This window comes from Pantoea sp. ICBG 1758, from assembly GCF_002928325.1.
Classification (GTDB): domain Bacteria; phylum Pseudomonadota; class Gammaproteobacteria; order Enterobacterales; family Enterobacteriaceae; genus Pantoea; species Pantoea eucrina.
This window is the reverse complement of record NZ_POWL01000002.1, coordinates 404,054-430,812: the sequence shown is the minus strand read 5'-3', so window position 1 is coordinate 430,812 and position 26,759 is coordinate 404,054. Positions and strand designations below refer to the sequence as shown.

At 57.5% G+C, this 26,759-nt stretch carries 19 protein-coding genes; 4 read left to right on the top strand and 15 right to left on the bottom strand.

The window, feature by feature from the left end; translation table 11 throughout:
- Positions 1–265: 265 nt before the first annotated feature.
- Genes C1Y41_RS11510 through cysJ form a run of 3 tightly spaced genes read right to left on the bottom strand, consistent with a single transcriptional unit; the run spans position 266 to position 4,526 of the window.
- Positions 266–1,000: a phosphoadenylyl-sulfate reductase gene (locus tag C1Y41_RS11510; protein WP_039379866.1), complete on the bottom strand. Its 735-nt coding sequence runs from the start codon at positions 998–1,000 to the stop codon at positions 266–268.
- On the bottom strand, positions 997–2,721 hold the full coding sequence (gene cysI, locus C1Y41_RS11505; RefSeq protein WP_039379868.1) for an assimilatory sulfite reductase (NADPH) hemoprotein subunit: 1,725 nt from the start codon (positions 2,719–2,721) through the stop codon (positions 997–999). Before cysI ends, C1Y41_RS11510 begins: the two co-directional genes overlap by 4 nt.
- Positions 2,721–4,526 (bottom strand): NADPH-dependent assimilatory sulfite reductase flavoprotein subunit, encoded by a 1,806-nt coding sequence (gene cysJ, locus C1Y41_RS11500; protein ID WP_104085497.1) that lies wholly within the window; start codon positions 4,524–4,526, stop codon positions 2,721–2,723. Before cysJ ends, cysI begins: the two co-directional genes overlap by 1 nt.
- A gap of 293 nt (positions 4,527–4,819) precedes the next feature.
- On the opposite strand from cysJ, the gene queD reads away from it, so the two are divergent.
- Both queD and C1Y41_RS11490 read left to right on the top strand, forming a co-directional pair.
- A complete protein-coding gene (gene queD, locus C1Y41_RS11495) occupies positions 4,820–5,182 on the top strand; it encodes a 6-carboxytetrahydropterin synthase QueD (RefSeq protein WP_104085513.1) in 363 nt (120 codons plus the stop codon).
- Between the two features lie 249 nt (positions 5,183–5,431).
- On the top strand, positions 5,432–6,031 hold the full coding sequence (locus C1Y41_RS11490) for an inorganic diphosphatase (RefSeq protein ID WP_039379874.1): 600 nt from the start codon (positions 5,432–5,434) through the stop codon (positions 6,029–6,031).
- A 216-nt stretch (positions 6,032–6,247) separates the two neighbouring features.
- Here the strand turns inward: C1Y41_RS11490 and queE are convergent, their stop codons facing one another.
- From queE to rlmD, 6 genes are all read right to left on the bottom strand, one after another.
- Positions 6,248–6,919, bottom strand: a complete 672-nt coding sequence (gene queE, locus C1Y41_RS11485; protein WP_039379876.1) for a 7-carboxy-7-deazaguanine synthase QueE — start codon at positions 6,917–6,919, stop codon at positions 6,248–6,250.
- Between the two features lie 148 nt (positions 6,920–7,067).
- Positions 7,068–8,366, bottom strand: coding sequence for a phosphopyruvate hydratase (gene eno / locus C1Y41_RS11480; protein WP_065648317.1), 1,299 nt, complete (start codon positions 8,364–8,366; stop codon positions 7,068–7,070).
- Positions 8,367–8,442: 76 nt separating this feature from the next.
- On the bottom strand, positions 8,443–10,080 hold the full coding sequence (gene pyrG, locus C1Y41_RS11475; protein ID WP_071668542.1) for a glutamine hydrolyzing CTP synthase: 1,638 nt from the start codon (positions 10,078–10,080) through the stop codon (positions 8,443–8,445).
- A 251-nt stretch (positions 10,081–10,331) separates the two neighbouring features.
- Positions 10,332–11,123, bottom strand: a complete 792-nt coding sequence (gene mazG, locus C1Y41_RS11470; protein ID WP_104085496.1) for a nucleoside triphosphate pyrophosphohydrolase — start codon at positions 11,121–11,123, stop codon at positions 10,332–10,334.
- Between the two features lie 81 nt (positions 11,124–11,204).
- A complete protein-coding gene (relA, locus tag C1Y41_RS11465; RefSeq protein ID WP_039379884.1) occupies positions 11,205–13,439 on the bottom strand; it encodes a GTP diphosphokinase in 2,235 nt (744 codons plus the stop codon).
- Between the two features lie 32 nt (positions 13,440–13,471).
- Entirely contained in the window at positions 13,472–14,788 is a 1,317-nt protein-coding gene (rlmD, locus tag C1Y41_RS11460) for a 23S rRNA (uracil(1939)-C(5))-methyltransferase RlmD (RefSeq protein ID WP_039379887.1), read from the bottom strand.
- Between the two features lie 82 nt (positions 14,789–14,870).
- Between rlmD and barA the strand changes: the two genes are divergently transcribed.
- A complete protein-coding gene (gene barA, locus C1Y41_RS11455; RefSeq protein ID WP_039379889.1) occupies positions 14,871–17,600 on the top strand; it encodes a two-component sensor histidine kinase BarA in 2,730 nt (909 codons plus the stop codon).
- Between the two features lie 78 nt (positions 17,601–17,678).
- Here barA and C1Y41_RS11450 read toward each other — a convergent pair whose 3' ends face one another.
- The 6 genes from C1Y41_RS11450 to C1Y41_RS11425 all read right to left on the bottom strand — a co-directional run bounded on the left by C1Y41_RS11450 (position 17,679) and on the right by C1Y41_RS11425 (position 24,672).
- Positions 17,679–18,818 carry a glycerate kinase gene (locus C1Y41_RS11450; RefSeq protein ID WP_104085495.1) on the bottom strand — a complete coding sequence of 380 codons (1,140 nt, stop codon included), beginning with the start codon at positions 18,816–18,818 and terminating at the stop codon, positions 17,679–17,681.
- A gap of 90 nt (positions 18,819–18,908) precedes the next feature.
- The gene (garR, locus tag C1Y41_RS11445; protein ID WP_071668545.1) at positions 18,909–19,793 is read right to left on the bottom strand and encodes a 2-hydroxy-3-oxopropionate reductase; all 885 of its coding nucleotides are present in this window, start codon (positions 19,791–19,793) and stop codon (positions 18,909–18,911) included.
- 18 nt (positions 19,794–19,811) lie between these two features.
- Positions 19,812–20,579 carry a 2-dehydro-3-deoxyglucarate aldolase gene (gene garL, locus C1Y41_RS11440; protein WP_039379896.1) on the bottom strand — a complete coding sequence of 256 codons (768 nt, stop codon included), beginning with the start codon at positions 20,577–20,579 and terminating at the stop codon, positions 19,812–19,814.
- Between the two features lie 52 nt (positions 20,580–20,631).
- A complete protein-coding gene (gudD, locus tag C1Y41_RS11435; protein WP_039379898.1) occupies positions 20,632–21,963 on the bottom strand; it encodes a glucarate dehydratase in 1,332 nt (443 codons plus the stop codon).
- Positions 21,964–21,973: 10 nt separating this feature from the next.
- The gene (locus tag C1Y41_RS11430; RefSeq protein ID WP_104085494.1) at positions 21,974–23,320 is read right to left on the bottom strand and encodes an enolase C-terminal domain-like protein; all 1,347 of its coding nucleotides are present in this window, start codon (positions 23,318–23,320) and stop codon (positions 21,974–21,976) included.
- A complete protein-coding gene (locus C1Y41_RS11425; RefSeq protein ID WP_104085493.1) occupies positions 23,317–24,672 on the bottom strand; it encodes an MFS transporter in 1,356 nt (451 codons plus the stop codon). Before C1Y41_RS11425 ends, C1Y41_RS11430 begins: the two co-directional genes overlap by 4 nt.
- Positions 24,673–25,180: 508 nt before the next feature.
- Here C1Y41_RS11425 and garD point away from each other — a divergent pair.
- Entirely contained in the window at positions 25,181–26,740 is a 1,560-nt protein-coding gene (gene garD, locus C1Y41_RS11420; protein ID WP_039379905.1) for a galactarate dehydratase, read from the top strand.
- Positions 26,741–26,759 lie beyond the last annotated feature (19 nt).

Genomic DNA, 26,759 nt, shown 5'->3' with positions numbered 1-26,759 from the left:
AACCTTGCTAGTTTTACAATAAGTTACCGCGACTATACGTCGCGCTATTCCGCCAGATGAAATTACGATTTCGCATGAGTAGTTACCAAATGGAATATAGCGCTGGCAAAGCTGATGCGTTTTTCTGCTTAAGAATTGATTTTATAACGCTTTTTCCAGGCAGCACGATTTCGGCTGTAACCAGCCGGGCATGACTTTAGGAATTAACAGAGGTGCGTGAGAGGGAAACAAAAAACAGGGCGAAAATTCGCCCTGTGGATGGTGGTTAGCCTTCGTGCAAACCGCACTCGCGCTTGAGGCCGAAGAAGCGCGTCTCTTCTTCTGCCATGCCCGGTTCCCATTTTCGCGTGGTATGGGTATCACCCACCGAAAGGTAGCCCTCATCCCACAGCGGGTGGTAGCTCAGGCCGTGCTGTTTCAGGTACTGATGCACCTGCCGGTTATCCCAGTCGATAATGGGCAGGATCTTAAAGACACCGCGCTGTACCGCCAGCACCGGCAGGCTGGCACGGCTGCCTGACTGATCGCGCCGCAGTCCGGCAAACCAGGTCTGTGCGCCCAGCGTGCTCAGCGCCCGGTTCATCGGTTCCACTTTATTGAGCTGGTTATACTGCTCAATGCCGTCCACGCCCTGCTCCCACAGTTTGCCGTAGCGCGCTTCCTGCCATGCGGGCGAGGTTTCCGCACGGAAAATCTGCAGGTTAAGGTTAAGCTTTGCCGTTAACTCATCGATAAAGCGATAGGTTTCTGGGAACAGGTAACCGGTGTCGGTGAGGATCACCGGAATATCCGGCCGCTGCTGCGTCACCATATGCAGCAGCACCGCCGCCTGGATCCCAAAACTGGATGAGAGCACAAAGGCCCCCGGCAGCTGTTCCAGCGCCCAGCTGACGCGCGCTTCAGCAGAGAGTTTCTCCAGCTGCACGTTGCTTTCAGCCAGCGCCATAATACGGTCAACTTTGCTGCCGCTGTTGAGTACGGCGAGATCGGGCAGGGTCATACAGCCTCCGCGTCCCAGAAGTCACGAGCCGGATCCGTCACCGCTTTAACGATACCGGTGCGAATCGTGAAGTCACCAAAACCTTCACCGGCCTCGCGCTCGTTTGCCCAGCGCGCCACCAGTTCATCAATCGTGGCCAGAATTTCGCTCTCAGTGATATTTTCGCGGTACATACGCGGAATGCGCGTACCCACGCGGTTCCCGCCGAGATGCAGGTTGTAGCGACCCGGCGCTTTGCCAACCAGCCCCAGCTCCGCCAGCAGCGCACGACCGCAGCCGTTCGGGCAGCCGGTTACGCGCAGAACGATATGCTCTTCGCCCACGCCGTGACGATGCATGATCTCTTCGACTTTGGTAACAAATGATGGCAGGAAACGCTCCGCTTCTGCCATCGCCAGCGGACAGGTCGGAAACGCTACGCAGGCCATCGAGTTTTCACGCTGCGGCGTTACGCTTTCCATCAGGCCGTGCTCGCGGGCGATCGCTTCAATCTGCGCTTTCTGCGCCTCCGGCACGCCAGCCACAATCAGGTTCTGGTTGGCGGTGAGGCGGAAATCACCCTGGTGTACTCTGGCGATTTCAGCGATGCCGCTTTTCAGCGGACGGCCCGGGTAATCAAGCAGGCGACCATTTTCGATAAACAGCGTCAGGTGCCACTTGTTGTCGATGCCTTTAACCCAGCCGATACGATCGCCGCGGGTGGTGAATTCATACGGACGCGCCGGCGCGAAAGTCAGACCGGCACGCTTTTCCACTTCCGCTTTAAACGTCTCAACGCCCACGCGCTCAAGGGTATATTTAGTTTTAGCGTTTTTGCGATCGGTGCGATTACCCCAGTCGCGCTGCGTGGTCACTACCGCGGCGGCCACATCGAGGATCTTCTCCACCGGCAGGAAACCGAACTCACTGGCGGTACGGGCGTAGGTCGCTTTATTGCCATGCTCAATAGAGAGGCCTCCCCCTACCAGCACATTGAAACCTATCAGCTTGCCGTGCTCAGCAATCGCAATGAAGTTGAGATCGTTAGCATGCAGATCGACATCATTGTGCGGCGGCACCACCACGGTGGTTTTAAACTTACGCGGCAGATAGGTTTCGCCAAGAATCGGCTCTTTATCTGTGGTCGCAACTTTTTCCTTATCCCACCAGATCTCCGCATAAGCGCGGGTCTGCGGCAGCAGGTGCTCAGAGAGCTTTTTCGCCCACTCATAAGCTTCCTGATGCAGCTCAGACTCAACCGGATTTGAGGTGCAGAGTACGTTGCGGTTAACGTCATTGGCGGTCGCCAGCGCATCGAGTCCCACTTCATGCAGCATCTGATGCGTGGGTTTCACGTTCTTTTTCAGAATACCGTGAAACTGAAACGTCTGCCGGTTCGTCAGGCGGATGCTGCCATAGAGCGTTTTTTCAGCCGCAAACTTATCAATCGCCAGCCACTGCGTCGGGGTAATGATGCCGCCCGGCAGACGGCAGCGCAGCATCATGGCGTGACGCGGCTCCAGCTTCTGCTCAGCTCGCTCGGCGCGAATATCGCGATCGTCCTGCTGATACATGCCGTGAAAGCGGATCAGCAGGAAGTTATCGCCGGTGAACCCACCGGTCAGGCCATCGTCGAGATCGTCTAAGATGGTGCCACGCAGATAGTTGCTCTCTTTTTTCAGACGCTCGGCGTCAGAAAGTTTACCTTCAACCACCAGCGGTCCAGGGTGTTTTTCGCTCATTAGTAAACGTCTCGCTGATAACGGCGCTCAATGCGCAGCTCACTCAAAAATTCATCAGCCGTTTCACGATCCATGCCGCCGTGTTCGACCACCACATCCAGTAATGCCTGCTCCACATCTTTCGCCATGCGATTCGCATCGCCACAAACGTAAAGGTGAGCGCCCTCTTCGATCCAGCGCCAGACCTCTGCGCCTTTCGCCCGGATTTTATCCTGTACATAGACTTTCTCAGCCTGATCGCGTGACCAGGCGAGATCGATATTCGTCAGCAGCCCCTGCTTAACGTACTTCTGCCACTCTACCTGATAGAGAAAATCTTCGGTGAAGTGCGGGTTGCCGAAAAACAGCCAGTTTTTACCCCCGGCGCCGTCATTGTCACGCTGCTGCATAAAGGCGCGGAACGGCGCAATGCCGGTGCCCGGACCAATCATAATTACCGGTGCATCCGGATTGGCCGGCAGGCGGAAGTTGTCATTGTGTTCGATAAAGACGCGAATGGCGCCCTCTTCTTCCACACGGTCGGCAAGCCAGGTGGAAGCACCGCCGCCGCGCTGACGGCCATCGATTTCATACCGCACCGCACCCACCGTAATATGCACCTCGCTTTCGCTCTCCGCCTGGGAGGAGGCGATAGAGTAAAGGCGCGGCGTCAGCGGGCGCAGTAAGCCCGTCAGCTGCTCTGTATTCAGTTCGGTGGGCGCCTGGCGCACCATATCCACAATCGGGAAGCTCTGGGCATAGCTCTGCAGCTTCTGCTTATCTTCCGTCAGCGCCAGCAGCGCCTCATTGCGCGACAGCGCAGCGTAGCGCTCCACTATCTGCGGCGTGTTGACCGTGAGTTCAAACTGCGTCTGCAGCGCTTCAGCCAGCGGCAGCGTTTTGCCCTGCACCGTTACCTGCTCATCGCCTTTCAGCCACACCAGCTGCAGCAGCTCCTGCACCAGCTCTGCATCATTCTCATACCAGACGCCCAGCGCGTCACCCGGCTGGTAACGCAGGCCGGAATCACCGAGATCGATCTCAATATGGCGCACATCTTTATCAGAGAGGCGGCCGGTGATTTTCTGATTCAGCGCAAAGCTGGCGGTCAGCGGCAGCTCTTTCGTATAAGGACTGCTATCAACCAGGTTGACGCTGCCGGCGCTGCTGGCCGCAATCTGCGCCGCAGGGGCGACCGGCACGCGCGCCTTCAGCAGATCGGTCAGCTGCAGGCGCCAGGCGCTGGCCAGCTCGCTATATTCAACGTCCGCATCGACACGATCCAGCAGGCGCTCTGCGCCCAGCTCGGCCAGACGGCTATCGAAATCTTTGCCCGCCTGGCTGAAAAATTCGTAAGAGGTGTCGCCAAGACCAAACACGGCAAACGCCGCGCCATCCATTTTCGGTGCCTTCTTCGACAGCAGGAATTTATGCAGCGCCACCGCCTCTTCCGGTGGTTCGCCTTCGCCCTGGGTCGAGGTGACGATAACCAGCAGCTTTTCCTGGCCGATCTGCTTGAACTTATAGTCGCCGGCATTAACCAGATTCACGTTCAGTTTCGCTGCCAGCAGATCATCACGCAGCTGTTCTGCCAGGCGACGCGCGTTGCCGGTTTGCGAGGCTGAAATCAGCGTGACGCCCGGGGTTTCCGCTGGCGGAGCTGCAGGTGTCGCCACCGCGCCAGGGGTCTGGTTGACCATGCCCCAGAAGTAGCCCGAAAGCCAGGCAAGCTGAGTCGTATTAAATTCCGTGGTCGCCGCCTGTAAGCGCGCAAGTTGCTCCGGAGAGAGCGGCAGCATGGAGCCTGGGGGTGCCTGAGTCGTCATCGCGTTAAAAATTCCAGTGTCAGAAGTCCGGACCGAGAAGCGGTGGAAGAGGAGGTAGGTTACCGAGCTGTATATTAACGATTAAATAAGGGTTCGACATAATAAATAACCAAAACGACTAAGCGGTTTTTCGGGTATCGCTAACCGCCAAAAGTGGTAAATTATCCCTTTGTAAAATATGGTTTTTATCTTCAGACGCGGTACAGGATCGCGTTAAATGCGCTTTTACACCCCCACGGGTGCGAAAAATCTGCTTTTGAGGTAGACTTCAGCGGTTTTTTCGTTTGAGAGTGATTATGTCTACCACGCTGTTTAAAGAGTTCCAGTTTGAAGCGGCTCACCGCTTACCTCACGTGCCTGAAGGGCACAAATGCGGTCGTCTGCACGGCCACTCCTTTCTGGTGCGACTGGAAATAACCGGTGAAGTGGATGCGTATACCGGCTGGGTTATGGATTTTGCTGAACTGAAAGCGATTTTCAGTCCGCTTTATGAGCGGCTGGATCATCACTACCTGAACGATATTCCGGGTCTGGAGAATCCCACCAGTGAAGTGCTGGCGAAGTGGATCTGGGATGAGCTTAAGCCGGTGCTGCCGGTGCTGAGCGCGGTCATGATCAAAGAGACCTGTACGGCAGGCTGCGTTTACCGCGGCTGACCAGAGCGGCCTCTTCCACGCTGCAGGTGCGCTGGCTGCCCTTCTCCACCCCCGGTTGCTTACTCATGTAAGCGCCTGAGGATGAACGCGGTTGCCGCCTTCCTGCAACGTGGAACCACAGGTGCCGGTCTCTGAACCGCTGTGATACCTGTATTAATCTTCGAACAGCCGATTACTGCTGATTCATCTCTTTGTAACGATTCCCCTCTACGTTGTTGTCTCCTCTGTTAAAGATCAAGAGAATCAACAATGAACCTTGTGAAACACCTTTCTCTGCTTGCTGTTTTTATCTCTGCCTCTGCTGCCGTTCAGGCGCAAAACGTACTTGATTTTCCCCAGCCGGAGAGTATGCCGGCGGAGTTTTATGCGGTGACAGAAATTCCGGCAGGCGGGACGATCAAATATGAAACCGATGCTAAAACCGGGTTTATCGTGGCTGACCGTTTTCAGTCTATGCCGGTCGCCTATCCCGCCAACTACGGTTCGCTGACTCAGTCACTGAGTGGCGATAACGATCCGCTGGATGTGATTTTTTACGCCCGGGCGCCGTTACAGCCCGGCACCCTGATTAAGCTGCGCGCGATTGGCGTGCTAAAGATGATTGATGGCGGTGAGGTGGATGACAAGATTGTCGCCGTGCCCGCCAGCAAAATTGATCCAACCTATGATGATATTAAAGAGATAAGCGATCTGCCGCGAATCGAGCAGCAGCGGCTGGAAGCCTTTTTCCGGGTGTATAAACAGTTACCGGATGGCCGTAAGAAGGTCGAGCTCAACGGTTTTGAAGATGCCGCTAAGGCCAGAGCAGAGATTAAGCAGGCATTCGACGCATATAAAGCGAAGCAGTAGCTGACCCGGGCGCGCCCCTACCGGTATGTGCGTAGTGGACGCATTAATGCGTCCCTGGCCGATGTGCGATTTCTATCCGGGCGCGCCCCTACCGGTATGTGCGTAGGGGACGCATTAATGCGTCCCTGGCCGATGTGCGATTTCTATCCGGGCGCCATAAATGGCGCCCCTGTGGATATGTGCGTAGGGGACGCATTAATGCGCCCCTGCTGTGAATCAGGCGATATTCAGATACTTGTGCGTCTGCATAGAGAGCCGCCAGTTACGGGCGATGCAGGTTTCAATACAGAGCCGGGTTGCGGCATCGCCGCGGCTGATCGGCTGCAGCGCCACAATACGCGGTTTATCGTCATGCAGCTCCGCCAGCAGCTCATCGAGCGCCTCAACGTCACGCTCGCGCGCCACCGGATGCTTGATCTCATCCGCGCGCGTCAGCGCCTGCAGCAGCACATCGTAGCCTCCGCGCATATTCACCTTAGGTGAGACTGTAACCCAGGTTGCCGCAGAGCAGTGCACCTCATGAGTGCCGCTGGTCTCGATCTGACACTGGAACCCGTGCGCTTCCAGACCCTCTGTTAGCGGACGCAGGTCAAAAATTGCCGGTTCGCCGCCGGTGATCACTACGTGGCGCGCGCTCCAGCCCTGCCGGGCGATGGTCTCAATCAGCGTGGCGGCGTCTGCACTTCCCCAGGCATCGCTCTCCACGGTTTTTACCAGAATATCACCCAGTGAGGTCTCCCGATCCGCGCGCTTCTCCCAGGTATGTTTGGTATCACACCAGCTGCATCCCACCGGACATCCCTGTAAGCGGATAAAGATGGCCGGCACGCCGGTATAAAACCCTTCGCCCTGCAGCGTCTGGAACATTTCGTTAATCGGGTAGAACATTTTTCACTCACGTCTCTCATTCGGGGCGCAGATTATGGCAGATTTTTACTGCGGCTTCACAGCCGCTTTGTGCCCTGAAAAACAAAAAGCCCCGCACTGGGCGGGGCTTCAGGCAAACCGTGCTGCACAGAGCAGCACCGGCGGGCGATTACGCCTGGCCTTTCACTTCTTTCAGACCGTTGAACGGCGCTTTCTCACCCAGCGCTTCTTCGATACGGATCAGCTGGTTGTATTTAGCTACGCGGTCAGAACGGCTCATAGAACCGGTTTTGATCTGGCCAGCTGCAGTACCTACCGCCAGGTCAGCGATAGTTGCATCTTCTGTCTCGCCTGAACGGTGAGAAATAACGGCCGTGTAGCCCGCATCTTTCGCCATCTTGATTGCAGCCAGCGTTTCGGTCAGAGAGCCGATCTGGTTGAATTTGATCAGGATAGAGTTCGCGATGCCTTTATCAATACCTTCCTTCAGGATTTTGGTATTGGTGACAAACAGATCGTCGCCCACCAGCTGGATTTTGTCGCCCAGCACTTTGGTCTGGTAAGCAAAGCCGTTCCAGTCAGACTCATCCAGACCATCTTCAATAGAGACGATTGGGTACTGTTTGGTCAGATCTTCCAGGAAGTGAGTGAACTCTTCGGAAGAGAACGCTTTGTTGCCTTCGCCAGCCAGAACATATTTGCCATCTTTATAGAATTCAGATGCGGCACAGTCCATCGCCAGGGTGATATCTTTACCCAGCTCATAGCCCGCTGCTTTTACCGCTTCAGCGATAACTGCCAGCGCTTCAGCGTTAGAGCCGAGGTTTGGCGCATAGCCACCTTCATCACCGACTGCAGTGCTCATGCCTTTGGCTTTCAGAACTTTAGCCAGGTTGTGGAATACTTCAGAACCCATACGGATGGCTTCTTTGATATTTTTCGCGCCCACAGGCTGGATCATGAACTCCTGGATATCTACGTTGTTATCCGCGTGCTCACCGCCGTTGATGATGTTCATCATTGGCAGCGGCATAGAGTATTTGCCTGGGGTGCCGTTCAGCTCAGCAATGTGTGCGTAGAGCGGCAGGCCTTTTGATGCTGCAGCAGCTTTCGCTGCGGCCAGAGAAACAGCCAGAATGGCGTTTGCACCGAAGTTGGATTTGTTATCAGTACCGTCCAGCTCGATCATGATCTTATCGATGTTCGCCTGGTCTTTGGCATCTTTGCCTTTTACCGCGTCAGCGATTGGGCCGTTAACCGCAGCAACCGCTTTGGTTACGCCTTTGCCCAGGAAGCGAGACTTATCACCGTCGCGCAGCTCCAGTGCTTCACGTGAACCGGTAGAAGCGCCTGATGGAGCCGCCGCCAGACCAACGAAACCGCCTTCCAGATGCACTTCTGCTTCTACAGTCGGGTTGCCACGGGAGTCGATGATTTCGCGACCAATGACTTTAACGATTTTGGACATTCGATTTTCCTCAGTACAAGTTAGTCAATCCTAAGACAAACAACGCGCGAAAAGTTCGCGCGTTGTTCGTAAACTCTTACTTCGCTAAACGCTTCTGGTGCTCCTGCGCGGCTTTCACAAAGCCGGCAAACAGCGGATGACCATCACGCGGTGTCGATGTGAACTCCGGATGGAACTGGCAGGCCACAAACCACGGATGGTTCGGGATTTCAATAATCTCAACCAGTTGATCGTCGCCGGAACGGCCCGCAATATGCAGACCCGCCGCTTCAATCGGCTTCAGCAGCAGATTGTTGACTTCATAACGGTGACGGTGGCGCTCGGTAATCACATCAGAACCGTAGAGCTGGCGCACTTTACTTTCCGGCGTCAGCTGACACTGCTGGCTACCCAGACGCATGGTGCCGCCCAGATCGCTCTGCTCAGTACGCTGCTCAACGTTGCCATGCTCATCACGCCATTCAGTGATCAGCGCGACAACCGGGTATTTACAGTCTGGCACAAATTCGGTGGAGTTGGCGCCTTCCATCCCGGCCACATTGCGCGCGAACTCCATCAGCGCAATCTGCATGCCGAGGCAGATGCCAAGGTACGGGATGTTATTTTCACGCGCGTACTGCGCCGTCATCAGCTTGCCTTCCACGCCGCGGTAGCCGAAACCGCCGGGGATAAGAATTGCATCGAGATCTTTGAGGATCTCCACGCCGCGCGTCTCGACATCCTGCGAATCGATCAGCTTGATGTTGACGGTTACGCGGTTTTTCAGACCACCGTGCTTAAGGGCTTCAATCACTGACTTGTAGGCGTCCGGCAGCTCAACATACTTGCCGACCATACCGATAGTCACTTCCCCGCCCGGATTCGCTTCTTCATAGATAACCTGCTCCCACTCGGCAAGGTTAGCTTCCGGCGCGTTCAGACTGAAACGCTTACAGATATAGTCATCCAGACCCTGCGACTTCAGCAGGCCCGGGATTTTGTAGATGGAATCGACATCTTTCAGCGAGATAACCGCTTTTTCCGGCACGTTGCAGAACAGCGCGATTTTCGCCCGCTCGTTAGCAGGTACCGCGCGATCGGAGCGGCAGATCAGCACATCTGGCTGAATACCAATCGACAGCAGCTCTTTAACCGAGTGCTGAGTAGGCTTGGTTTTCACTTCACCCGCTGCCGCCATATATGGCACCAGCGTCAGATGCATATACATGGTGTGTTCACGGCCCACGTCTACCGCCATCTGGCGAATCGCTTCCAGGAACGGCAGGGATTCAATATCGCCTACGGTGCCACCAATCTCAACCAGCACGACATCATGACCTTCGCCACCTTCGATGATGCGCTCTTTGATGGCATTGGTAATGTGGGGGATCACCTGGATCGTGGCGCCCAGATAGTCGCCGCGACGCTCTTTGCGCAGCACTTCTGAGTAGATACGACCGGTCGTAAAGTTGTTACGACGCGACATCTTGGTACGAATGAAGCGCTCGTAGTGACCTAAATCCAGATCGGTTTCGGCCCCGTCATCGGTGACAAAAACTTCACCATGCTGCGTCGGGCTCATGGTACCCGGATCAACGTTGATATACGGATCGAGTTTCATGATGGTCACATTCAGACCACGTGCTTCGAGGATAGCTGCGAGGGAGGCTGCGGCAATGCCTTTGCCCAGAGAGGAAACGACCCCGCCGGTCACAAAAATATAATTCGTTGTCATGCTGAACCTGAGAGTTTAGGTTTAAAGACGATGGAATAACCAGGACGGGAAAGCAGTATACCCGAAGTCGTCCCCAGCCACAATTGATGAATCACACCATCCTCCCGCGCCGTGCAGCGGCTAACATAGCGGATAGCCAGCCAGAAAATGTTGACGCATGTCACAAAGTTGCTGGATGGCTGAATCGAGTAAGCGCAAGCGGCTGAATTATGCACACTGCTGGAATAAACAGCAGTATGACGCTGAACAGGTTAGTGATTGTTCTCACTCAGTTTTACCTGCTGCCACGCCGCTTCCATCTGCTCCAGCGTCGCCGCAGGCATACTCAATCCCTGCGCGGTAATAATATGCTCTACGTGGCGAAAGCGGCGTTCAAATTTGTCGTTGGCTTTCTGCAGCGCAATTTCCGCTTTGCTGCCGAGGTGGCGTGACAGATTTACCGTCGCAAACAGCAGATCGCCAATCTCCTCCTCCAGCTTGTCGCTGTCGACAGTGGCCTGCTGCGCTTCATGCATGACTTCGTCAATCTCCTCATGCACCTTATCCAGCACCGGTCCGAGGCTGTCCCAGTCAAAGCCCACGCTGCTGCAGCGCTTCTGGATTTTATGCGCCCGCATCAGCGCCGGCAGCGCGCGCGGAATATCATCCAGCGCCGAGTGCTGCGCTTTCGCCGCGCGTTCATCCTGTTTGATCGCTTCCCAGTTCTGCAACACCTCTGCGGCGCTCTCAGCCTCGGCGCTGCCAAAGATATGCGGATGACGGCGTTCAAGCTTGTCGCTGATTGCGTTGCAGATATCGTCGAAGTTAAAACGCCCCTCTTCCTCTGCCATGCGGGCATAAAACACAATCTGAAACAGCAGATCGCCCAGCTCATCGCGCAGATCGGTAAAGTCTTCCCGCTGAATAGCGTCAAGCACTTCGTATGTCTCTTCCAGCGTATAAGGAGCAATCGTGGCAAAGGTCTGCTGGCGATCCCACGGGCAGCCGCGCGCCGGATCGCGCAGGGTTTGCATCAGGCTAAGCAGACGGTTCAGGGCAGTCATGAAAAATCCTCAAACAACGGTATAAAAAGGGCCGCCGTAAAAGGCGACCCTGAAGAGCAGCGGGCCAGTGCCGGCTGCGCGTTAATTCAAACGACGCGCGTCGATAATATCTGGCACCTGATTAAGCCGCGCCAGCACGCGCCCCAGCACCTGCTGGTTGTAGATCTCAATATCCATATCAATGGTCGCCAGCTGTTTTCTGGTATCGCTGCGGCTGGAGACGCCCAGTACATTGACCTTTTCATTCGCCAGTATGGTCGTGATATCACGCAGCAGGCCGCTGCGGTCGTTGGCGGTAACGCGCACCACCAGCGAATAGCCGCTGGAGTAGCTCTCCCCCCAGACGGCATCAACGATACGCTCTGGCGCATGAGAGATCAGTTCACTGAGCTGATCGCAGTCGGCGCGGTGAATCGAGATGCCGCGACCCTGAGTAATAAAGCCGGTGATATCGTCGCCGGGAATAGGCTGGCAGCAGCGGGCAATGTGATGCATCAGGTTTCCCACCCCCTCCACCACCACGCGACCGCTCTCTTTACGGGCGTTTGAGGCGTGATGCGACTTCTGCGTCAGCTGACGCAGCGCTTCACGATCTTCCTCTTCAGCGCTCGGTTTATTGAGCTTTGCCTGCAGGAAGTTGATCATCTGATTGAGACGAATATCGCCGCCGCCAATCATTGCGAGCAGCTCATCCTGCGAGCCAACGTTGTAGCGCGGCAGCAAAATCTTCTCCGCCTCGCGCATGCTGATATCGAGCTGGCTCAGCTCGTTATCGAGGATCTGGCGGCCCGCCACGATATTTTTATCACGATCCTGCTTACGGAACCAGGCGTGTACCTTGGAGCGCCCGCGGCTGGTCGTGATGTAGCCCAGATTCGGGTTGAGCCAGTCGCGGCTTGGATTGGGCTGCTTCTGGGTGATGATCTCGATCTGATCGCCCATCTGCAGCTGATAGGTAAAAGGCACAATGCGGCCGCTGATCTTCGCCCCGATACAGCGATGGCCAATATCGCTGTGAATGTGATAGGCAAAGTCGAGCGGCGTGGAGCCGGCGGGCAGATCCACCACATCGCCTTTTGGCGTAAAGACGTAAACGCGATCGTCGAAGACCTGACTGCGAACCTCCTCCAGCATTTCACCGGAATCCGCCATCTCTTCCTGCCAGGTAATCAGCTTGCGCAGCCAGGCGATACGCTCTTCGTGTCCGGCAGCCCCGCGCGAGTTGCTGACGCCCGGGCCCTCTTTATATTTCCAGTGCGCCGCCACGCCAAGTTCGGCATCTTCATGCATCTGACGGGTACGGATCTGAATCTCAACGGTTTTGCCCTGCGGCCCCAGCACCACGGTATGAATGGACTGATAGCCATTGGGCTTAGGGTTTGCGACATAATCGTCAAATTCGCTCGGCAGATGCCGGTAGAGGGTGTGCACCGTACCGAGTGCGCCATAACAGTCCTGCAAACGCTCTGCCACGATGCGTACCGCGCGCACGTCGAACAGTTCATCAAACGCCAGCGACTTTTTCTGCATCTTGCGCCAGATGCTGTAGATATGTTTCGGCCGCCCGTAGACTTCTGCCCGCACGCCCTCTTTCTGCATCTCCTGACGCAGATTGGTCACAAAGTTATCGATATATTGTTCACGATCGATGCGCCGCTCATGCAGCAGCTTCGCGATGCGTTTATATTCATCCGGATGCAGATAGCGGAAGCAGTAATCTTCGAGCTCCCACTTCAGCTGGCCGATACCGAGCCGGTTAGCCAGCGGCGCATAGATGTTCGTGCTCTCTTTTGCCGCCAGCACGCGTTCATCTTCTGGCGCATCTTTCATCTCACGCAGATGCGCAATCCGCTCGGCCAGCTTGATGACCACGCAGCGGAAATCTTCCACCATCGCGAGCAGCATACGGCGGACATTGTCCACCTGGGCCGAAGCCATAGAGTCATTATGAATCGCTTTCAGCTGGCGAATGGCATCCATGTCGCGTACGCCGTGCACCAGGGAGACAATCCCTTTGCCAAACGCCTGCTCCAGCTTCTCCTCACTGACCACCTCTGCGTTGGCCAGCGGAAACAGCAGCGCTGCGCACAGGCTATCGCAATCCATACTGAGCATAGTGAGGATTTCCACCATCTCAATACCGCGCCACAGCAGCAGAGTCTGATCGGGGTGCTCGCGCGTTTCGGCTTCACAGTAGCGCCAGGTCTCTGCCAGTCGCTCACAGGATTGGGGATTGCTAATCGTCAGGCTGGCAATCCACTGATCGAGGGCAAACTCCCCTGCCGTATTTAAATGCGCACTTCTGACCGCAACCATATCCTCTCCTGCCACAGCGACATAACTGTCGCTTATGTTTTGCTGAACAACACCATGGATTCGAGATGACTGGTATGTGGGAACATATCCAGCATCGCGACCCTTTCCAGATGGTAGCCCGCGGACAGCAGTACCTGACTGTCGCGCGCAAGTGTCACCGGGTTACAGGAAACATAGACCACGCGTTCTGGCGCAAGTTTAACAATATGCGACATCACGCCCGCCGCCCCGGCTCGCGCCGGATCCAGTAACACCTTATTAAATCCCTGCGCCGCCCACGGCTGACGCGAAACATCCTCTTCCAGATTATGCTGGAAAAAGCGTACATTACTTAGATTGTTAAGCGCGGCATTATACTCTGCCTGCTTAACTAATGCTGCAACCCCCTCCACACCTACAACATTTTGTACAGATTTCCCTGCCGGCAGGGTGAAATTCCCCATGCCGCAGAAAAGATCCAGCAGGCTGTCATCGGGTTGCAGATCGAGCCACGCCAGCGCTGTTGCCACCATCTGCTGATTAACGCGATCGTTAACCTGAATAAAGTCCTGTGGACTAAAGGTTAGCGTTAAATCCTGCGAGCGGTAGTAAGGCATGCTGCTGTTAATCGCCTGCAGCTCATCGCTGCCGTCAGCCAGATACAGCATCAGCGAGTGCTGATGCGAAAAGCGTTCCAGGTCTGCGCGATCGCGCGCAGAAAGCGCGTCGAGATGACGCAGCACCATCAGCGGGCCGTTGTCTGCCAGCACCAGCTCTGCATGCCCCAGCCGCCTTACCCCCTGCAGCGCGCTCAGGCAGTGGTGCAGCGGCTGCAGCAACGCTTCAAGTTCGGGCACCAAAACAGGGCACTGCTGCAGGGGCACCAGCGCATGACTGGCCGCCTGGCGAAATCCCATCACCAGCCGCTGCTGCTTCGGCTGCCACTGCAGTCCGAGCCGGGCGCGCCGGCGATAGCCCCAGCTATTGCCGCGGATAATCTCCTCAACGGCCACCGGAGAAGCGGCGTCGCGGCTCAGCAGACGGCTCAGCGCGTGCGCCTTGCTGCTCTCCTGCAGTGCAACGGCAGCGTGCTGCTGCTGGCAGCCACCGCAGACGCCAAAATGGCGGCAGCGCGGTATTTCCCGCTGCGGACTGGGCTGTGCGATCTTTATCGCTTTACCGCGGGCAAACTGCCGTTTATCTTCCAGCAGCGTAACCTCTGCCTGTTCGCCCGGCAGCGCACCGCTGATAAACAGGGTTTTCCCCTGATAGCGTGCCACGCCCTGGCCGAACGGATCGAGCTCATCGACCGTGACGGCGATCCGCTGCTTTGTCGTCGGCCGCTGTTTTGCGGCGTAAAATTGCGCCATAGTAATCGTATTCTCTTTTAATCAGGTTGTGCCGCCCGCCACGACGCGTGCACAGGAACACGGCAATCGCCAGGGCATCGTGATGACCAAATACAGCCTGCGGGCGCGGATGATGATTTTAATACTGGCGCCAACGCTGCTGATTGGTCTGCTGCTCAGCACCTTTTTTGTCGTCCACCGCTATAACGAACTGCAGCGCCAGGTTTTTGACGCCGGCGCAAATATTATCGAACCTCTGGCGGTATCCAGTGAGTATGGGATGAGCTGGCACGATCGCGCTGCGATCCACGAGCTGGTCAGCCTGCTGCACCGGCGCCATTCCGATATTGTCCGTGCCATTACGGTTTTCGACAACCAGAATCGCGTTTACGCCACATCCAACAGTAAGCAGAACCTGGCGCTGCTGCAAAAAGAGGATATGACGCAGCTGCGCGAGGGCGTAACGCATGAACGCCAGGGTAACCTGCTGGTGCTGCGCACGCCGATTATATCTGAACGCTACTCCGCTGATGAGCAGCCGGATGAACAGACCAAACCCGACGGTAATCCCCTGGGCTATGTCGCCATTGAGCTGGATCTGCAGTCGGTACGGCTGGCGCAGTATAAAGAGGTATTTGTCGCAACGCTGCTGCTGCTGTTCTGCCTCTGCCTCGCCATGCTGTTCGCCTATCGTCTGATGCGCGATGTGACCGGCCCGATACGCAATATGGTAGCCACCGTGGATCGCATCCGGCGCGGCCAGCTCGACAGTCGGGTGGAAGGCTATATGCTGGGCGAGCTCAGCATGCTTAAAAACGGTATCAACGCGATGGCGATGTCGCTGACCGCCTACCATGAAGAGATGCAGCAAAATATTGACCAGGCCACCTGGGATCTGCGCGAAACGCTGGAGCAGCTGGAGATTCAGAACGTCGAGCTGGATCTGGCGAAGAAACGCGCTCAGGAGGCGGCCCGCATTAAATCTGAGTTTCTGGCAAACATGTCTCACGAGCTGCGTACGCCGCTCAACGGCGTGATCGGCTTCAGCCGCCAGATGCTGAAAACCAGCCTGAGCACCAGCCAGCGCGACTATATGAGTACGATTGAGCGCTCCGCCAATAATCTGCTGAGCATCATCAACGATGTGCTGGATTTCTCGCGTCTGGAATCGGGCAAACTGGTGCTGGAATCTATTCCTTTTCCGCTGCGCGCCACGCTGGATGAGACGCTGGTGCTGCTGGCGCCCTCCGCGCATGAAAAAGGACTGGAGATCACCGTCTGCCTGCAAAACAGCGTACCTGACAACGTTATCGGCGATCCGCTGCGGCTGCAGCAGATCCTGATCAATCTGATTGGTAACGCCATCAAGTTTACCGAGCAGGGGCATATCGACCTGCGCGTTGAGCTGCAGCATCTCAGCGCCACGCAGGCGGAACTGGAGATTCAGGTGCATGACACCGGTATCGGCATTCCGGAAATGCAGCAGCCGCAGCTGTTTCAGGCGTTTCGCCAGGCGGATGCCAGTATTACCCGCCGGCACGGCGGCACGGGTCTTGGGCTGGTGATCACCCAGAAGCTGGTACAGGAGATGGGCGGCGAAATCGCTTTTCACAGCCAGCCCGATCGGGGGTCGGTTTTCCGGGTGCGCGTCCGGCTCAATCTTAACCCGAATGCCCCTACCATTCCGCGCGTGCTGGATGACCTGCACGCCACAACGCTGGCCTATGTCGAGCCCCATCCGGCGGTAGCGCGCGTCGTGCAGGAGATGCTGAGTATCACCCCGCTCAGGGTAGAATATTATCCCAGCCTGGCTGCGCTGCCGGAACGCCACTATCCCCTGCTGCTGCTGGGAATGCCGGTCGCTAAGCCGCACCCGGCAACGCTGACCGATACGGAGATCCAGCAGCTGTGCGATCGCGCGGATGCCGTACTGCTGGCGCTGCCGAGCGAGATGATGCTGTTTGCCGACGATCTGCGTGCGCGGGGCATTGCCGGCTGTATCGCAAAACCGGTTTCGCTGACGCGCTTTATCCCGCTGCTGCTGGATATCGGCAGCCGTCAGCACCGCCTGATCTCCCCGCTGCCGCGCCAGCCGCTGACCGTGATGGCGGTGGATGACAACCCGGCTAACCTCCGGCTTATCGGCGCGCTGCTGGAGGAGCAGGTTGAAAATATCATTCTGTGTGACAACGCAGAGCAGGCCATACACGCCGCACAGCAGCAGCGGCTGGATGTGATCCTGATGGATATACAGATGCCCGATATCGACGGTATTCAGGCCAGCGAGATTATCCGGCGCCTGCCGCTGCACGCCAGCACGCCAATCGTTGCGGTAACGGCGCACGCCCTGGATGGCGAGCGCGAGCAGCTGATTGCCGCCGGCATGAATGACTATCTGGCAAAACCGATTGATGAAACCCGTCTGGCTCAGCTGCTGCAGCGCTATCTGCCGGTTGCGCCCGCCTCTCAGCCGCCCGCGGTGGGGGTTGCCGTCTCGCTTGACTGGTCACTGGCGCTGCGTCAGGCGGCCGGCAAACCGGCCCTGGCGCGCGATCTGCTACAGATGCTGCTCGATTTCCTGCCTGAGGTGGAGGCGCGCGTGGCGCACTGTATGGCTGAAGGTGACGTAAACGGGCTGCGTGAAATTATTCACAAGCTGCACGGCAGCGCCAGTTACAGCGGTGTCCCGCGCCTGAAACAGCTCTGCCAGCAGCTGGAAGGCAGCCTGCACCAGGCGAGTGATATTGCCGCGCTGGAGCCGGAACTGCTGGAGCTGAGTGATGAGATGGCCAACGTTGCGCGCGAGGCGCGTAAGCGGCTGGCGCTGGCGTAAAATGGCGTGTCAGAACGATCTTTATGGCGACGCCCATACCGGCCTTAGCCGCCGGGCCGCCGCGCATCGCGGTCCGGCCTACAGCCCTTTGCCTATCCTGATGGCTGCCGCAACGTTACGCGCCGTCAGGCGCACATTCTGTTCCGCACTGGCCAGCGCCTCTTCCAGAGAACAGATACTGAACAGTACGCTGTAGACCGCATCAAGGCCGTGAGCGTGTACAACCCCCACGTCAGAGGTCAGGCTACCGGCAATACCAATCACCGGCTTATTAAACTGTTTGGCAACCCGCGCCACGCCGATTGGCACCTTGCCATTCACAGACTGACTGTCGATGCGCCCTTCCCCCGTGATCACCAGATCGGCATCTTTGACCTGCTCCGCCAGCCCGAGCGCCTCCGTCACAATCTCAATGCCGCTGCGCAGCTCAGCCTGACAGAATGCGTGCAGCGCCGCACCCATACCGCCCGCCGCGCCGCCGCCCGCAATATGCAGCACGTCGATATCCAGATCGCGCTGAATAAGCGAAGCGTAGTGGGCCAGCGCCCGATCCAGCTGCGCGATTTGTGCCGGAGTGGCGCCCTTCTGCGGGCCAAACACCGCCGAAGCGCCTTTTTCCCCGGTCAGCGGATTGGTGACATCGCAGGCGACCTCAAAGCGGCACGCTTTAATACGCGCATCCACTCCGCTGATATCGATCTGCGCCAGCTGCGCCAGCGCCGCGCCGCCAGGCGCCAGATCGCAGCCAGCGCTGTCCAGCAGCCGGGCGCCCAGCGCCTGTATCATTCCGGCACCGCCATCGTTGGTGGCACTGCCGCCTATGCCAATGATGATGTGCTCTACGCCGCGATCGAGCGCGTTTTTGATCAGCTCACCGGTGCCCCACGACGTGGTGATCAGCGCATTGCGCTGCGCCACCGGCACAAGTTCCAGGCCGCTGGCGGCAGCCATCTCAATAAACGCGGTGCGCTCATCCCCCGACAGGCCATAAAACGCCGCCACGGGCTCGCCCAGCGGGCCGGTTGCGGTTAGCCGGACAAGCGTACCGCTGGTGGCGGCCACCATGGCCTCAACGGTGCCCTCACCGCCGTCGGCAACCGGGATTTTGACATACTCGGCGGCCGGGAAAACCTCGCGGAAACCCGCTTCAATTGCGGCAGCCACATTCAGGGCAGACAGACTCTCTTTATATGAATCGGGTGCGATGACAATTTTCATAGGCAATCCAGGCGCGATGGGTAACGTAACGGTATGCTGCTTTGCTCACGCAGCCTGTTCTCCGGCCTCCGCAGACGCCGGAGAGCGGCTTTACCGGGCGATCTCAACCTGCGCTAACTTCTCATAATAGCAAGCCAGCGCGCTGTGGTCGGCGGAGCCCTGACCGCTGGTTTTCAGCGCCTGCATCATCTCCATCACCGCGGCCGTCAGCGGCAGATGCGCGCCAATGCCGTGTGACGTATCCAGCGCATTGGCTAAATCCTTGATATGCAGGTCGATACGGAAACCGGGTTTGAAGTTGCGATCCAGCACCATGGGTGCTTTGGCATCAAGCACGGTGCTGCCCGCCAGGCCGCCGCGGATCGCCTGATAAACCAGCTCCGGATTCACGCCCGCCTTGGTTGCCAGCGAAAGCGCTTCAGACATCGCTGCAATGTTCAGCGCCACAATCACCTGATTTGCCAGCTTGGTCACGTTACCGGCGCCGATATCACCGGTATGCACCACCGAGCCTGCCATCGCTTTCATAATCTCAAAGCATTGGTCGAAGATCGCTTTATCGCCACCCACCATCACCGACAGTGTGCCCTCGATCGCTTTTGGCTCACCGCCGCTGACCGGCGCATCAAGCATACGGATCCCTTTTTCTGCCAGCGCGTCGTGGATCTCACGACTGGCCAGCGGGGCAATAGAACTCATATCAATTACAATCAGGCCAGGTTTTGCACCTTCAATGATGCCGCCCGCGCCCAGGCAGACTTCCTGCACCTGCGGCGAGTTAGGTACCATGGTGATCACCACATCCACCTGTTCTGCTACCTCTTTGGGCGTTTTTGCTATCGTCGCGCCCAGTTCGGCCAGTTCTGCCTCATTGCCTGCGTTGTGATCGCGCACCACCAGCGTGTAACCCGCTTTGACCAGGTTTTTACTCATCGGTTTGCCCATAATACCGAGGCCGATAAATCCAATTTTCATTGCCTTCCCCTTTCTGCGTTACAGTTTAAATTTGTTGCACAGCGCCTGCGTGGCGTTGCGGAAAACCCCGAGATCGCTGCCGACGGCAACAAAGGTGGCGCCCCATTCCAGATAGCGCCGCGCGTCCGCTTCTACCGGTGCCAGAATGCCGCACGGCTTGCCTGCGGCTTTGGCGCGTTCAAACAGGTACTGAATAACTTTCAGCACCTCAGGATGCGCAGGCTGGCCCAGGTAGCCCAGCGCGGCTGAGAGATCGCCCGGACCGACAAAAATCCCGTCCACGCCGTCAACGGCGGCGATCGCATCGATGTTATCTACCGCCTGCTGCGTTTCGATCTGCACCATCAGCGTGATGTTGTCGTTAATCGTGGCGTTATAGTCCGGCAGCGTGCCGTACATATTGCTGCGGTGCGAAACTGACACGCCGCGGATGCCCGCTGGCGGGTAGCGGGTTGAGGCAACGGCGCGGCGCGCCTCCTCTTCCGTCTCCACAAAGGGGATCAGGAAGTTATAGAAGCCGATATCGAGCAGGCGTTTAATGATCACCGGCTCATTGCACGGCGGACGCACGACCGCAGCGCTGCTGCTGCCTTTCAGCGCCATCAGCTGCGGTACAAACGTGGTGATGTCGTTGGGCGCATGTTCGCCGTCCAGCACCAGCCAGTCGAAGCCTGCCAGCCCCAGCACTTCAGTAGTCAGCGGACTGGCAAGGGCGCACCAGCTGCCTATCAGGGTCTCTCCTGCCAGCAGGCGGCGGCGAAATGTATTTGGCCAGGCATTACTCATTCTGTTTACTCCTGTATATGACGGCAGGCCCCCTTTCAGAGAGCCTGAAGCGTTAGCGCACCAGGCAGGGACGCTTATTATCAAAAGTCCAGTCCGGTACCAGGAACTGCATCGCCTGAGCGTCGTCACGCGCGCCCAGCCCATGTTTCTGATACAGCGCGTTTGCCTGCATCACCTGGTCCATATCCAGCTCCACGCCAAGCCCCGGCTTCTGCGGTACCTGCACCATGCCGCCTTTAATGACAAACGGCTCTTTGGTCAGGCGCTGATTACCCTCCTGCCAGATCCAGTGGGTGTCGATAGCGGTAATCGCGCCCGGCGCGGCGGCGGCAACGTGGGTAAACATCGCCAGCGAAATATCAAAATGGTTATTGGAGTGCGAACCCCAGGTGAGGCCAAAGTCGTGGCACATCTGCGCCACGCGCACGGAACCCTGCATGGTCCAGAAGTGCGGATCGGCCAGCGGAATATCCACCGACTGCAGCGATAGCGTGTGGCCCATCTGCCGCCAGTCGGTGGCGATCATATTGGTTGCGGTCGGCAGCCCGGTGGCGCGGCGGAACTCCGCCATTACCTCGCGGCCGGAGTAGCCCTGCTCCGCGCCACAGGGATCTTCTGCATAGGCGAGCACGCCCTTCAGCTGTTTGCCCAGCAGGATGGCCTCATTCAGCGACCAGGCGCCGTTGGGATCGAGCGTGATGCGCGCCTCCGGAAAGCGTCTGGCGAGTGCGGTAACCGCCTCAGCCTCTTCGCCGCCGCGCAGCACGCCGCCTTTGAGTTTGAAATCGTTGAAGCCATATTTCTCATACGCGGCCTCTGCCAGTCGCACGACCGCATCTGGCGTAAGCGCCTCTTCATGGCGCAGGCGATACCAGTCGCACGGATCGCGCTCCTGGCTCTGATAGGCGAGCGAGGTCTTGCGGCGATCGCCAATATAGAAGAGGTAGCCAAGCATCTCCACGCGGTCGCGCTGCTGGCCATCGCCCAGCAGCGACGCGACGTTTACGCCCAGATGCTGCCCGAGTAAATCGAGCAGCGCCGCTTCGATACCGGTTACCACATGGATAGTCGTGCGCAGGTCAAACGTCTGGCTGCCGCGCCCGCCAGCATCGCGGTCAGCAAAGGTGCTCCGCACCAGGTTGAGAATATTTTTATATTCGCCGACGGTTTTTTCGATCACCAGCGCGGCGGCATCCTCCAGCGTCTGACGGATCTTTTCTCCGCCCGGTATCTCGCCCACGCCGGTATGCCCGGCGTTATCTTTAATGATCACAATATTGCGGGTAAAAAATGGCGCGTGCGCCCCGCTCAGGTTGAGCAGCATGCTGTCGTGTCCGGCAACCGGAATAACCTGCATAGCGACGATTTTAGGGGTCTGACTCATTTCCTGCTCCTTATGTAGGACGGCGCCCAAATGCCGGACGCTTGCGATCAAATGACCAGCCGGGTACCAGATACTGCATCGCGGTGGCGTCGTTGCGCGCGCCGGCCGGCAGTGACTTATAGAGTTCGTGCGCCTGCTGCAGGCGGTCCCGATCCAGCTCAATACCCAGCCCCGGTTTATCCGGCACGGCAATTTTGCCGTTGCGGATCTGCAGCGGCTCGCGCGTCAGGCGCTGATCGCCCTCCTGCCAGATCCAGTGCGTGTCAATCGCGGTTGGCTTGCCCGGGGCGGCAGCGCCCACGTGGGTGAACATCGCCAGCGAAATATCGAAATGGTTATTGGAGTGGCAGCCCCATGTGAGTCCCCATTCGTCGCAGAGCTGCGCCACGCGCACTGCGCCGCTCAGGGTCCAGAAGTGAGGATCGGCCAGCGGAATATCGACCGCGTTGAGCATCACGGCGTGGTTCATTTCACGCCAGTTGGTTGCGATCATATTGGTGGCAACCGGCAGCCCGGTGGCGCGGCGAAACTCCGCCATCACTTCACGGCCGGAGTAACCCTGTTCCGCGCCGCAGGGATCTTCTGCATAGCTCAGCACATCCTGCAGGCCTTTACAGAGTCCGATCGCCTCATCCAGATGCCAGGCGCCATTAGGGTCGACGGTAACGCGCGCCTCCGGGAAGCGCTGCTTCAGCGCCACCGCCGAGGCGATCTCCTCTTCACCCGGCAGCACGCCGCCTTTGAGTTTGAAATCTTTGAAACCATATTTATCCTGCGCCGCCTCTGCCAGACGCACCACCGCCTCCGGCGTCAGCGCCTCCTCATGCCGCAGCCGGTACCAGTCGTGGCTGGCGGCATCACCGCTGCGATACGGCAGATCGGTTTTATGACGATCGCCGATATAAAACAGATAGCCGAGCACGGTGACCTCATCGCGCTGCTGGCCCGGTCCGAGCAGCTCTGCCACCGGTACGCCCAGATGCTGCCCCAGCAGATCCAGCAGCGCCGCCTCCAGCGCGGCTACTGCGTTTACGCGCAGTTCGAAGGTCCAGGCGCCATTGCCAAAAGTGTCAAAATCCGCTGACTGATTGCCCTTATGCACCTGCTGCACCAGCCGGTTCATACGCGCAATCTGCTGCCCTTTGACCTGGGGTACTGCCGCCAGCAGCGTCTGATAAATTGTATCGCCGCCCGGCGCCTCGCCCAGTCCGGTATGGCCGGCGCTGTCGGTCAGCACCACAATATTGCGCGTGAAGCAGGCGTTATGCGCGCCGCCAATGTTAAGCAGCATACTGTCGTAACCGGCAACCGGGATCACCTGCATGTCAGTGATGACAGGCGTACTTTGCGTACTCATTTCGGCTCCTTATACGGTTTCAGCTCAACGCGTTTAATGTCACCGGTAATAAACAGAAAACTAAAGGCGGCGATAAAAGCGTGGATCCCGACATATACCAGCGCGCCCTCAAACGATCCGCTGGTGGCGATGATGTAACCAATCGCGATAGGCGTAACGATACCGGAGAAGTTGCCGAACATATTGAACAGACCACCGCTCAGGCCACTGATCTCTTTCGGTGCCGTGTCGGCCATCACCGCCCAGCCCAGCGCACCAATGCCTTTTCCGAAGAACGCCAGCGCCATGAACAGCACCACAACCCATTCGGTTTCGGTGTAGTTACACATCACCATGCTGATGGAGAGCAGCATGCCGATAACGATTGGCGTTTTACGGGCAATATTGAGTGAGCCGGTTTTGCGCATCAAATAGTCGGAGATCACGCCGCCCAGCACGCCGCCGAGGAAGCCGCAAATCGCCGGAACGGAGGCGATAAAGCCCGCTTTCAGAATCGACATGCCGCGTGCCTGTACCAGATAGACCGGAAACCAGGTAATAAAGAAGTAGGTCAGCGCGTTGACGCAATACTGGCCAAGATAGATGCCCCACATCATGCGGGTAGAGAGCAGCTGTTTGATCTGATCCCACTTTTCACCGCGGCTGACTTTGCGATCGGCTTTTTTTGCATCCATATTGATCAGCGCGCCGCCCTGCTCCATGTACTCCAGCTCCGCCTTATTCACGCCGGGGTGGTTGTTGGGATCGTGCATCACTTTGAGCCAGATAAAGCTCAGGATGATGCCCAGCCCGCCCATAAACCAGAACACGTGCGCCCAGCCAACTTCAGAGACCAGCCAGCCCATGATGGGCGCGAAGATCACCGTGGCGAAGTATTGTGCAGAGTTAAAGATGGCGACCGCCGTTCCGCGCTCCTGTGCCGGGAACCAGGCCGCGACAATACGGCTGTTACCAGGGAAGGAAGGCGCTTCAGCCAGACCGACCAAAAAGCGCAGCAGGAACAGTGAAATCACAATGCCAAAGCCGCTGAAGAGATCAACAAAGCCCTGCAGCAGAGTAAACAGCGACCAGAGGAAAATACTCCAGAAGTAGACACGCTTGGATCCAAAGCGATCCAGCAGCCATCCACCCGGGATCTGTCCGATCACATAGGCCCATGAGAAGGCGGAAAAGATATAGCCCAGCCCGACAGAGTCGAGACCGATATCTTTGGACATCGCCGATCCGGCAATGGAAATGGTGGCGCGGTCGCCGTAGTTGAATGAGGTGACGATAAATAACATCACCACGATCCAGTAGCGGGCATTGGTACGTTTCTGCACCGCCTCTGCCGTCTGGCTGTAACTATTCATGATGCACTCCTGAAATATAGCGAACGCTACATTCACTCTGACTGCATACACATCGCGTTGGGTATCAGAATGATGTCGGGTTAAACACGGCGATTGTTGTTATGGCGAACGTTGATGCGTCGTGACAGGTAACCAAACCTCTAAGAACGGAAATCAGTATAAAAACAGCCCGCGGCTGAAACACTGGAAGAAAGCCCGACAATTCAGTCAAAACAAAAAAGAATTTGTGGCATATGCACATCCTGCTGCGTGATGGCTCACGAAACGCCGATCGCAGCGCCATAATTGTACAAAAAACAGACAGTCAAAGAGCGCTTTGTGAGCACCTTCACTTGCTTTTGGTTAAAACCACCAAAGTGCGGAGAGAAAGGGGCTAAAAGCCGGACAGTTGCACAATGCGCTGGCGGGCGCGTGCTGCTTATACTGGAGCTGGCTGACTTTGATGACGTGACCAGAACCACTATTTATCGCACTGCTATGCACAGTGCGGCTACCCGGAAGGTGAGCAATGAACCGACCCGTTACAGAAAAACCACTCTATATAAAAGTTCATGAAGCGGATAACGTTGCGATTGTCGTCAACGACCAGGGCCTGCCCGCGGGTACACGCTTTGCCGACGGGCTGCAGCTGACGGAGCATGTGCCCCAGGGACACAAAGTTGCGCTGGAGGATATCGCTCAGGATGCACCGATTCTGCGCTATGGCGAAGTGATCGGCACGGCGCTGCGCTCTATTGCGCGCGGCAGCTGGATAGATGAGTCGCTGGTAGCCCTGCCCGAGGCGCCGCCGCTCAGCAGCCTGCCGCTGGCAACCAACGTACCGCCTGAACTGCCGCCGCTGGAAGGCTATACCTTTGATGGTTATCGCAATGCAGACGGCAGCGTGGGAACCCGCAACCTGCTTGGCATTACCACCAGCGTCCACTGTGTGGCGGGCGTCGTAGACTATGTTGTGCAGCTTATTGAACGCGATCTGCTGCCGCGCTATCCCAACGTGGATGGCGTGGTCGCGCTGAATCATCTGTATGGCTGCGGCGTGGCGATCAACGCCCCGGCTGCCGTCGTGCCGATCCGCACCATTCATAATCTTGCGCTGAATCCCAATTTTGGTGGCGAGGTAATGATTGTCAGCCTCGGCTGTGAAAAGCTCCAGCCGGAGCGGCTGCTGACCGGTACGCCTGATGTACAGGCGATCTCGCTGGATGATAACGATATTGTGCGTCTGCAGGATGAGCGTCACGTCGGCTTTGGCGCCATGGTGGATGAGATCCTGCAGGTCGCTGAACGTCATCTGAAAAAGCTTAATCTGCGCCGCCGGGAACCCTGCCCGGCGTCTGAACTGGTAGTAGGCACCCAGTGCGGCGGCAGTGACGCCTTTTCCGGCGTAACGGCTAACCCGGCGGTGGGCTTCGCCTCCGATCTGCTGGTGCGCTGCGGCGCCACAGTCATGTTTTCTGAAGTGACGGAGGTGCGCGACGCTATTCATCTGCTGACGCCGCGCGTGGTTAATGAAGCGGTGGGTAAACGGCTGCTGGAAGAGATGGCGTGGTATGACGACTATCTGCATCAGGGACAGACCGATCGCAGCGCTAACCCCTCACCCGGCAATAAAAAAGGCGGACTGGCAAACGTGGTGGAGAAAGCGCTGGGATCGATTGCAAAATCGGGGCGCAGCCCGATTGCTGAAGTGCTGTCGCCGGGACAGCGCCCTACGCAGCGCGGACTGATTTACGCCGCTACCCCTGCCAGTGACTTTGTCTGCGGTACGCAGCAGATGGCTTCCGGCATTACGCTGCAGGTGTTTACCACCGGGCGCGGCACGCCCTATGGCCTCGCGGCTATTCCGGTGATTAAGATGGCGACGCGCAGCGCGCTGGCCCGGCGCTGGCATGATCTGATGGATATCAACGCCGGCACTATCGCCACCGGTGAAGAGAGTATTGAGCAGGTAGGCTGGCGTCTGTTTGAGCTGATTCTGGAGATCGCCAGCGGTCGTCAGCAGACCTGGTCCGATCGCTGGGGGATCCGCAACCAGCTGGCGGTATTTAATCCGGCACCGGTAACCTGATACCGGGCTGCACCGTTAA